This is a genomic window from Synechococcus sp. CS-205 (genome assembly GCF_025128255.1).
GTDB lineage: Bacteria > Cyanobacteriota > Cyanobacteriia > PCC-6307 > Cyanobiaceae > Regnicoccus_A.
Genome location: NZ_JAHLZB010000044.1, coordinates 43,782 through 53,220 on the forward strand (window position 1 = coordinate 43,782; position 9,439 = coordinate 53,220).

General features: G+C 67.5%; 9 protein-coding genes. 7 read left to right on the forward strand and 2 right to left on the reverse strand.

Annotated elements, in window-relative coordinates:
* Positions 1-68 precede the first annotated feature (68 nt).
* Positions 69-380 (reverse strand): co-chaperone GroES, encoded by a 312-nt coding sequence (gene groES / locus KQ297_RS11085; protein WP_185465164.1) that lies wholly within the window; start codon positions 378-380, stop codon positions 69-71.
* A gap of 253 nt (positions 381-633) precedes the next feature.
* Here groES and atpD point away from each other — a divergent pair, with 253 nt between their 5' ends.
* Genes atpD through KQ297_RS11105 form a run of 4 tightly spaced genes read left to right on the forward strand, consistent with a single transcriptional unit; the run spans position 634 to position 4,449 of the window.
* Positions 634-2,112 carry a F0F1 ATP synthase subunit beta gene (atpD, locus tag KQ297_RS11090; RefSeq protein ID WP_259739466.1) on the forward strand — a complete coding sequence of 493 codons (1,479 nt, stop codon included), beginning with the start codon at positions 634-636 and terminating at the stop codon, positions 2,110-2,112.
* A 38-nt stretch (positions 2,113-2,150) separates the two neighbouring features.
* A complete protein-coding gene (atpC, locus tag KQ297_RS11095; protein WP_185465064.1) occupies positions 2,151-2,558 on the forward strand; it encodes an ATP synthase F1 subunit epsilon in 408 nt (135 codons plus the stop codon).
* A 16-nt stretch (positions 2,559-2,574) separates the two neighbouring features.
* Positions 2,575-3,270, forward strand: coding sequence for a transaldolase family protein (locus KQ297_RS11100; RefSeq protein ID WP_259739467.1), 696 nt, complete (start codon positions 2,575-2,577; stop codon positions 3,268-3,270).
* Positions 3,271-3,318: 48 nt separating this feature from the next.
* Positions 3,319-4,449, forward strand: coding sequence for a rhomboid family intramembrane serine protease (locus KQ297_RS11105; RefSeq protein ID WP_259739468.1), 1,131 nt, complete (start codon positions 3,319-3,321; stop codon positions 4,447-4,449).
* A 26-nt stretch (positions 4,450-4,475) separates the two neighbouring features.
* Here KQ297_RS11105 and KQ297_RS11110 read toward each other — a convergent pair whose 3' ends face one another.
* Positions 4,476-6,776: a transglycosylase domain-containing protein gene (locus tag KQ297_RS11110; protein WP_259739469.1), complete on the reverse strand. Its 2,301-nt coding sequence runs from the start codon at positions 6,774-6,776 to the stop codon at positions 4,476-4,478.
* Positions 6,777-6,834: 58 nt separating this feature from the next.
* On the opposite strand from KQ297_RS11110, the gene KQ297_RS11115 reads away from it, so the two are divergent.
* The 3 genes from KQ297_RS11115 to KQ297_RS11125 are packed head-to-tail and all read left to right on the forward strand — an operon-like array spanning position 6,835 to position 9,200.
* A complete protein-coding gene (locus tag KQ297_RS11115) occupies positions 6,835-7,110 on the forward strand; it encodes a hypothetical protein (protein ID WP_185465067.1) in 276 nt (91 codons plus the stop codon).
* Complete coding sequence (locus KQ297_RS11120; RefSeq protein ID WP_259739470.1) at positions 7,107-7,847, forward strand: FHA domain-containing protein; 741 nt, start codon at positions 7,107-7,109, stop codon at positions 7,845-7,847. The genes KQ297_RS11115 and KQ297_RS11120 overlap by 4 nt, the downstream gene beginning before the upstream one ends.
* 18 nt (positions 7,848-7,865) lie before the next feature.
* A complete protein-coding gene (locus KQ297_RS11125) occupies positions 7,866-9,200 on the forward strand; it encodes a protein kinase domain-containing protein (RefSeq protein WP_259739471.1) in 1,335 nt (444 codons plus the stop codon).
* The last annotated feature ends 239 nt before the right edge of the window (positions 9,201-9,439 follow it).

Consider the following 9,439-nt stretch of genomic DNA (forward strand, 5'->3'; position numbering starts at 1 on the left):
AAACAAATGATTGGGGAAGTTGAACCGAAGCCTTCAGTTCTGGGATCTTCCCTGAACACGACGAGCAATCAGTTGACGATGGCGAGGATGTCCTTCTCGGAGAGAAGCACGAACTCGTTTCCACCAAGCTTGATGTCGGTGCCGGCGTACTTGCTGTAGAGGACCTTGTCGCCCACGCTCACTTCAGGAGCCTGACGGGATCCGTCATCACTGCGCTTGCCGGGGCCGACCTGAACCACCTCACCCACCTGGGGCTTTTCCTGGGCGGTGTCGGGCAGAAGGATGCCGCCAGCCGTTTTTTCGTCCGAATCGGACACCTTGATGAACACGCGGTCTCCAAGCGGTTTGACCGTGGAAACACTCAGAGAAACAGCAGCCATGAATCCATGCAAAAGCGACAAAGTGACGCCTTCGGCGCCACGGCAACGGGGAGTTGGCACTCGGGCCCGTTGAGCGCCAACCTAGGCGGCGGCGATGCCGACCCGCCATCGGAATCCTGTGCGGGTCACCGAACCGCTGCCAGCGTCGGCAGCCGGAGCGGCGCAGGGATCTGAGGGGACTGGCGGTGGCTGGAGTGGTAAGGTTGCGCCGCTTAAGGCGGGTGTTCCCGCTGCGCGATCCTTTTCACTACCTATGGCTGCTGCACCCGCAACCTCCGGCGCTTCCACCGGCACCAAAGGCGTTGTTCGCCAGGTGATCGGTCCAGTCCTGGACGTTGAATTTCCTGCAGGCAAGCTTCCGAAGATCTTCAACGCCCTGCGCATCGAAGGCAAGAACTCAGCCGGACAGGACGTCGCCCTGACCGCTGAAGTGCAGCAGCTGCTCGGCGATCACCGGGTGCGCGCCGTCTCGATGAGCAGCACCGATGGCCTCGTGCGCGGCATGGAGGCTCTCGACACCGGCTCCCCCATCTCCGTTCCCGTGGGTGAAGCCACCCTGGGGCGCATCTTCAATGTGCTCGGGGAGCCCGTCGATGAACAGGGTCCTGTCTCCACCAGCCTCACCGCTCCGATCCACCGCGACGCTCCCAAGCTCACCGAACTGGAGACCAAGCCCAGGGTCTTCGAGACGGGCATCAAGGTGATCGACCTGCTGGCGCCCTACCGCCAGGGGGGAAAGGTGGGCCTCTTCGGTGGCGCCGGCGTGGGCAAGACGGTGCTGATCCAGGAGCTGATCAACAACATCGCCAAGGAGCACGGCGGTGTGTCGGTGTTCGGTGGCGTGGGTGAGCGCACCCGTGAAGGCAACGATCTCTACGAGGAATTCAAGGAATCCGGAGTGATCAACTCCGAGGACCTCAGCAAGTCGAAAGTGGCGCTCTGCTACGGCCAGATGAATGAGCCCCCGGGCGCCCGCATGCGCGTCGGCCTCTCGGCGCTCACGATGGCCGAGCACTTCCGCGATGTGAACAAGCAGGACGTGCTTCTGTTCATCGACAACATCTTCCGCTTCGTGCAGGCCGGCTCCGAAGTGTCCGCCCTGCTGGGCCGGATGCCCTCCGCCGTGGGTTACCAGCCCACCCTCGGCACCGACGTGGGTGAGCTGCAGGAGCGCATCACCTCCACTCTTGAGGGTTCGATCACCTCGATCCAGGCCGTCTACGTTCCCGCCGACGACCTCACCGACCCGGCTCCCGCCACCACCTTCGCCCACCTCGATGCCACCACGGTTCTGAGCCGTGGCCTGGCCTCCAAGGGCATCTACCCAGCCGTGGATCCCCTGGATTCCAGCAGCACCATGCTTCAGCCATCGGTGGTGGGTGACGAGCACTACCGCACGGCCCGGGCCGTGCAGAGCACCCTTCAGCGCTACAAGGAACTGCAGGACATCATCGCGATTCTCGGCCTCGACGAGCTCTCCGAGGATGACCGCCGCACGGTGGACCGGGCACGGAAAATCGAGAAGTTCCTGTCCCAGCCTTTCTTCGTGGCCGAGATCTTCACCGGCCAGTCGGGTGAATACGTGAAGCTGGAGGAAACCATCAAGGGTTTCAACATGATCCTGGCCGGCGAGCTCGACGATCTCCCCGAGCAGGCCTTCTATCTCGTCGGCACGATCGACCAGGTCAAGGCGAAGGCTGAGAAGATCGCCTCCGAAGCCAAGAAGGGCTGAGTCCCACCACCCCATCCGCTTCCTGAGCACACGCCCCCATGACTCTCAACCTGCGTGTTCTGGCCCCCGACCAGAGCGTCTTTGACGGGACAGCCGACGAGGTGATCCTCCCCAGCACCTCCGGTCAGGTGGGTATCCTCACCGGCCACGTGTCCATGCTCACGGCCTTGGATGTGGGTGTGATGCGCCTGCGGGCCGGCAAGGACTGGACCAGCATCGCCCTGATGGGTGGATTTGCCGAGGTGGAGGCCAATGAAGTCACGGTGCTGGTGAACGGCGCAGAACTCGGCTCCGGCATTGATGCCGGCAAGGCCGAGCAGGAGGTCGAGAAGGCCGAGCAGAAAGCGGCAGGATTCGAAGGTCAACCCCCCAGCACCGAGAAGGTGAAGGCCATGCAGGACCTGGCACGCTCCCGCGCCAGGCTGCAGGCCACCCGCGTCAGTTGAGTTCGGTGGGCTCTGCATGAGCCTTCGTTTCTTCCTCGACTCGGCTGATCCCGAGGACTGGGCCACCTGGATGCCCTGCGGCCTGTTCCACGGGATCACCACCAATCCCACCCTGCTCCGCCAGGCAGGGCAGCCCTGCAGGATCGACGCCCTGGCTTCCCTCAGCCGGCGTGCCCTTGATCTGGGCTGCCAGGAGCTGCATCTGCAGGCCTGGGGGCGTGAGCCCAGCGCGCTGATCGATTGCGCACAGGCCCTGGCGGAGCTCGACCCTGGACGGATCACGGTCAAGATTCCTGTGACCAGAGCCGGCGCCAGGGCGGCGGTGACCCTGATCGGCCAGGGCATTCCCCTCACGTTCACCGCCTGCTACGAGGCGCCCCAGGTACTGGTGGCGGCAGCCCTCGGTGCCCGCTACATCGCCCCCTACCTCGGTCGGATCAATGACCTGGGGCGGGATGGCCACCAGGAACTGATCACGATGCAGAAATGCGTCGATCGCACTGGATCGAGTCTGAAGCTGTTGGTGGCCAGCCTGCGGTCACCGGGTGATCTCAGCCGCCTGGTGGCGGCCGGCCTGACCACCTTCACCATCTCGCCGAAGCTGGCTGAGGAGCTGTTCAGCTGCCAGGCCACCGAAGCGGCGGCGGCACGCTTCGAAGCGGAAGCCAGCCACAAGCCAGTCGACAGCGGCCTGGCCTCCAGGGATCGATAGATTCGCGCCCATGGGTACAGAACTGAACACAGCACTCCCGGTGGGCCGGTGAAGGGCCAAGGGCGTGAACTCGGACTGCAGCTCCGGGCCTGGCATGAGGCCGACACACCGGGGCTCACCAACGGAAAGGTCATGGCCAACCGGCTCGTCGACCTGCTCGGGGCCGAGGAGGGCCTCAAGGGCCCCGTGCGCGATCTGGCTGGCCAGCCGCTTTTCCTGCGCGCACTCAGTGACAGCGGGGCGGGCCGCGAAACCTCCGTGCGGCTGCTGGCCCAGCAGCTCGGAAGCACCTACGCCCCGGCGGTCCTGGTGGAGCTTCTCGACCTGCTGGAAGCGGCCACAGGTGTGGCGGTCTCCCTGGCGCAGGACCCCAAGGCCAACGCACCGTTCTCAACTCCCAGAGTCGCGCAGGATCCCTGGGGCCTGGCCCTGCGGGAGTCGCTGCAGGCCATGGGTCCCGGCCTGGCCGTGGCGGCCGGGGCTGCTCTGGTGCTGCGCTGGCTCAGCGGCGAACTCGACCACTGGCTGTTCAAGTCGTGGGACTGGCAGGGCTGGCTGGTGCTGGCACTGACCCTGGCCCTGCTGCAGGCCCTCAGCCTTGGCCCCCTGAAGCGCGCGCGACGCCAGTGGCCCCTGGAGCAGGCCGACGCCACCGAACCCCGCCAGGCCTGGCGCTGGATCAGCGCCCCCTGGATGCACCACAGCCATGGCGAAGCGGTGGTGAATGTGCTGCTGCTGCTGCTGATCCTGCGGGCTCCTTCGCCACTGCCGCTGCCCGATGTGGTGCTGCGCTACATGCTCACCAGCCTGGCCACCACGGCTCTGGCACTGCTGGTGGCGATGCGGCGCACCTCTGAGCGCCGCTGGGATGGGGCCGCTGGGGCGGTCAGTGCCCTGATCGGCCTGGCGGCCGCCTCAAGCCTGGTTCACTGGCGTTCCCTGGCCTTCAGCCTCGGTCCGATCGAGATTCCTGCCTGGGTGCTGCTGCTGGTGTACGGCGCCCTGCAGCTGGGCTGGCAGCTGCCCCGCCAGAGCGAGCACGACGAGAGCAGGCCCCTCGATCGGTTGCTCAGCAGCCAGTGGTGGTGGGGCCTGGTCCTGGGCGTGGGCTGGGCGGTGTACAGCCGGCTGGAAACCCTGCTGCAGCTGGCTCTGCGCGCCAGGGACAGCGGCGCCTGAGTGGAGCGGACCCAGCAGGGCAGGCCTCAGCTCCGGCCCAGGCCAGCTCCGACCGCCGCCATGTAGCGCCCCCAGAGTTCGGCCGCCAGAGCACCGCTGGCGGCTTCGGCCGGTCGGTTGTCGTCGTTGCCCATCCAGATGGCAGTGAGGATCTCCAGGGTCGGGGAGTAACCGATGAACAGCACGTCCACGCCCCTGTCGGTGGTGCCGGTCTTTCCTCGGGCATCGGCCACCACGGCAGCCGCCTGCCCCGTCCCACTGCGCACCACCCGTGCCAGCAGATCATCCATCACCGCAGCGTCCTCCCCGCGCAGCAGCTGACGCGGCTGCTCACCGATGGGGGTGGTCACCCCGCGATCCGGGCAGGAGGGGAGGCTGTAGATCGAGCGGCAGATGCCCAGGTCGTAGATGCGGGTCACGCCGTGCATGGGCACGCTGCGGCCGCCGTTGGCCACCACGGCATAGGCCCGGGCCATCTCATAGAGGAGGGTTTCACGGCCGCCCAGCATGGTGTTGAAGTCGGCGTCGAGGGGGGTGCTGATCCCCAGCTGACGGGCCTTGCGCACCACCTCCTTCAGGCCGGCCTTCTCGGCCAGGCGCAGGGCCACCACGTTCTCGGAATCGGCGAAGCCGCTGGCCATGGTGATGCTGCCGCCGCCCTGGCGACAGCCCGCCACGTAGGCCAGGGGAGCACACGAGACGGGTTGATCGGGGCTGGCGCCGGCCTCGAGCGCCGCCAGGTAGGGGAAGAGCTTGAAGGTGGAGCCGGGCTGGCGCATGGCCTGCACCCGGTCAAAGCTGGAACGGGAATAGTCACCGCCACCCACATAGGCCAGGATCTCGCCGCTGCGGAAATTGAGGGAGATCAGAGCCCCCTGGGTCAGTCCGACCCGGGCTGCCGGCCCCTCGAGGAAGCGCTGCAACTGCTGCTGGGCCAGCTGCTGCAGCTTGGGATCGATCGTGCTCACCACGTGGTAGTTGCCGCCCGAAGTCTTCTCCGAGAGGTTGAGCGCAAAGCGGGTGCCCTCCAGTTCACCGAGCACGTAGTCGCTGAAGAAGGGATAGCTGGAGAAACTGGAGTCGCGGCAGGCCGAGGGATCGATGTTCAGGGGCCGCCGCTGGGCGTCGATCAGCGGCTGATCGCCCAGGTAGCCCTGTTCGTGCATCAGCTTGAGCACCAGATCGCGGCGCTCCCTCCCGGCGGTGGGGTCCTTGGCATTGCAGGGGCTGTAACCGTTGGGGCTGGGCAGCAGCCCCACCAGGAAAGCTGCCTGACCCACATCCAGATCACTGGCCGACGTGCGGAAGTAGAGACGGGAGGCCTGCTCGAAGCCATCGGTGCCGAGGCCGAGATGGGCCCGGTCCAGATACATCTTGAGAATCTGATTCTTGCTGTAGCCCACCTCCAGCTGCAGGGCCACCCACAGCTCCCGCAGCTTGCGGCTGAGGCTGTAGTCGATGCCCACCTCCGGGTAATAGATGCGGGCCACCTGCTGGGTGAGCCCACTGCCGCCACCGCTGCCCAGCAGGGCCGAGCGCAGGGTGCCGAACAGATCCACCCCGCTGTTCCAGCCGAAGCGTGCCTCCTCCGAGGCCATCAGGGCCTGGCGCAGGTGGAGCGGATAGGCCTGCAGGGACGGCAGAGCCGTGGCCGAGCCCTCCCTGGCGTCGATCTGCTGGCCCGAGGCCGAGACGATCTTGACCGGACCGGAGATCAGGCGAATGCGGGAGCCGCCACCGACCGAAGAGACCAGCAGCAGACCGCCCACCAGCAGGCCCGACCCCAGCAGGCTGGCCAGGCCGAGCAGGTGAACCGCCTGCTCCAGCGGACTGCGGGGGTGCAGGTAGCGCAGGCGAGGGGCAGCGCCCTTGAGGGGAGAGCCGAGCTGCACCTGGTCGCCGTGGCGCAGGCGGATGGCACGGATGCGGCGGTCGCGGTGGAAAAGGCCGTTGGCGGAGTTGAAATCCTCAAGGGCAAAGTCGCGCTCATCGGGGCGCGGCTTCTCCAGGATGGCGTGCACCCGGCTGAGGCTCTCCGCCTCCAGCGGCAGTTCGCAGGCGGGATCGCGGCCGATGCGGTAGCGGCCCTCCCCCAGCACGGTGCGACTCAGCCGCCGCTCCCCCAGCCACAGCTCGGCCACGGCCTGGCGCACCAGCAACGGGCGCCAGGCCGAACGGACGGCGCCAGGACGGCTTTCCAGCGGCCCCTGGCTCAAGGAAGCGAGGAAACGGCGCCAGGCGGCGCGGTGGCCATTGGTCGGCGGCTCCTCGGAGATCCGGTCCGAGCCCTGCGCAACGTCGCTCTCAGGAACGAACGGGTTGACCATGCGGGGGGTGAACAGGCGTGGCCCGGGGATACGCTAAACGCATCGATCTCCTCTCCCCGTGCTGCGCCAGCGCGATCCCTGGGAGCCCTTCCGGCTCTGGCTGGCCATCACGATCGGGCTCTATGCCGTGCGGGCCAGCTTCGCCGCCACCTGGGTGGGGGCGATCCCGGGCTGGGTGCTCCTGGTTATGGTGCTGGTGGCCCTGCTTCTGGCCAGCAAGGCCCTGCTCTTTCCTGGCCGGGTTACGCCCTTCCGCTCAGGCGATGGCGGCTGGTGGAGTGACATCCAGGACGACTGGCACCTCTGGTGGCGCCGCCGCCGTGGAGGGCCATGACCCCGCCTCAGGCCCGGCTGCGGCTGCGGGATCAACCCGGGAAGGTGGCCCGGCTCGATCCGTCCCGGCCTCTCACCATCGGGCGCGAGGGCAACAACCGCCTCTGCATGCCCGATCAGCCCGGGCTCTCTCCCCACCACGCCGTGGTCCGCCACTCCAGCAGCCAGCGCAGCTGGGTGGTGTGCGACTGGCAGAGCGCCGATGGCACCTTTCTCAGGGGGGAACGCCTCCAGCAGTGCAGGCCCCTGACCCATGGCGACGAGATCCGGCTGGGAGTCAACGGTCCGGCGCTGATCTTCGAGCTGGCTGCACCTGCGGAAGCTGCCGGCGAGCCAGCGGCGGAGGGGAATGCTCAGCGAGCCCACACTCCCCGCAGGGAGTCGGCACGGGCTTCGGCTCCGGTGGTGACGAGCCTCGACATCGGCGGCCAGCAGATCGCCCTGGATCAGATCCGATCGGCCACGGTGCAGAGCCTGCCCCGCCATCCGCACATCTTCAGCTGGTGGCTGCTGATCTGCCTGGGGGGCCTGCTGCTGTTGCCATTCCCGCTCCTGTTCTGGCCCCTGGAGGTGGCGGCCCTGGTCGGCTGGATCCTGCTGGGCTCCCGCAAGGACCACACCCTGACGGTGGTGCTTCGCGACGGCCGCGCCCAGCGCCGCAGCTTCGCCAACCGACTGACGGCCCTCTCCCACCGCAATGGGATCCGCAAAGCCATCGGCCAGAGTCTGGAGGCCTGAACCCCCAGACAACCCACCGTGACCTGGATCCTGCCGGAAGGCGCCTGCCTCGATCTGGAGGGAATCCCCGGCCCGGTGCATGTGCTTCACGGGCTGGGGGGCGGCACCCAGGGCCAGGTGTTCGAGGTGGAGGTGGCCAGCGAGCGTCTGGCCCTGAAGTGGTACCTGCCGGCGTGCATCGCCCGCGATCCCCATCTGGAGCGGCGCCTGGGCGAAAGCATCCGTGCCACTACCCCCAGCGACGCCTTCCTCTGGCCGCTGGCCCTGGTGAAGCCCGCCCCCGGAACGGTGCCGTTACTTCGCAGCAGGGATCCCGGCTTCGGCTACCTGATGGAGCTGCGCCCGCCGGGCTTCGTGGGAGCCCATGAGCACGTCGGCGGGCATCTGGCCATCAGCCTGCTGCAGGTGCTGCGGGCCAGCTTCTTCCTGGCCGAGGCCTTCCACGCCCTGCACCTCAAGGGCCTCTGTTACAAGGACATCTCCCTGGGCAACCTGTTCCTGGACCCCTCCAGCGGCCGCATCCTGATCTGCGACAACGACAACGTGGATGTTGATGGGCGGGATCTGGGCGCCGTGCTGGGCACCCCTGGGTTCATGGCACCGGAGATCCTGATGGGCCTGGCCCGACCGGGGGCCAACAGTGATCTGTTCTCCCTGGCCGTGCTGATCTTCCGGCTGCTCACACGCCACGACCCGCTGCGGGGTCGCAGGGAACTGGCCATCCGTTGCCTGGATGAGCCCGCCCGCCGCCGGCTCTACGGAGAAGACCCGCTGTTCATCTTCGACCCGGTCGATCCGAGCAACAGGCCCGATCCGATCGAGCACGCCGCCGCCCTGATCACCTGGCCGATCTACCCCGAGCCGATCAAGCAGTTGTTCGAGCAGACCTTCGGGGCCGGCCTGCAGGCTCCCCAGCAACGGGCGCTGACCGGCCAGTGGATGACGGCCCTGGCCGTGGCCCTCGACCAGCGTCAGCTGTGCGCCCACTGCGGTCAGGAGACGTTCCCTGCCCCCAGCGATCCTGGCCCCCTGTGCTGGAGCTGCGGCTGCCCATTGCCGCACCCGGCCAGGCTGAAACTGCCCCATGGCCTGGTGACGGCGGCGGCCGGCAACGCTCTGTATGCCCACCATTTCGACCGGCTGCTTCCCCTGCAGCTGAAAGCACCGCTGGCACAGGTGGAGGCCCATCCCATCCATGCCACTCTGCTGGGACTGCGCAACCTGAGCGGCCAGACCTGGCGGGCCGAGCTCAGCAATGGCAACCGGATGGCGGTGGAACCGGGACAAGCCTGTAATCTCGCGCCACTGGTGCGGCTCACCACACCGGCCGGGGCGGTCGAGCTGCAGTCCTGAGCCTCCCGCGGAGCCCAGATTCGATGCCCTTTCCGAACGTCAGGCTCACCAACAGGCCGCTGCACTTCATCTACATCTGTGATTGCTCCGGCTCGATGGGCTGGCGTCCCCGGCAGTGGTGTAATTCCCCCGGCACCCCCACCCCGGCGTAGCCGGGGTGGGCCGCGCACCTCAGGCGGCTGGCCCAGCGGCTGGCGTTGCAAGGGGTGGGCAGGCCCGTTTCCCTGGTTTGAGAACCA

Coding starts and splice junctions, on each gene's coding strand:
- atpD (WP_259739466.1), top strand. CDS start 634: ATGGCTGCTGCACCCGCAACCTCCGGCGCTTCCACCGGCACCAAAGGC.
- atpC (WP_185465064.1), top strand. CDS start 2,151: ATGACTCTCAACCTGCGTGTTCTGGCCCCCGACCAGAGCGTCTTTGAC.
- KQ297_RS11120 (WP_259739470.1), top strand. CDS start 7,107: ATGACCCCGCCTCAGGCCCGGCTGCGGCTGCGGGATCAACCCGGGAAG.
- KQ297_RS11100 (WP_259739467.1), top strand. CDS start 2,575: ATGAGCCTTCGTTTCTTCCTCGACTCGGCTGATCCCGAGGACTGGGCC.
- KQ297_RS11110 (WP_259739469.1), bottom strand. CDS start 6,776: ATGGTCAACCCGTTCGTTCCTGAGAGCGACGTTGCGCAGGGCTCGGAC.
- groES (WP_185465164.1), bottom strand. CDS start 380: ATGGCTGCTGTTTCTCTGAGTGTTTCCACGGTCAAACCGCTTGGAGAC.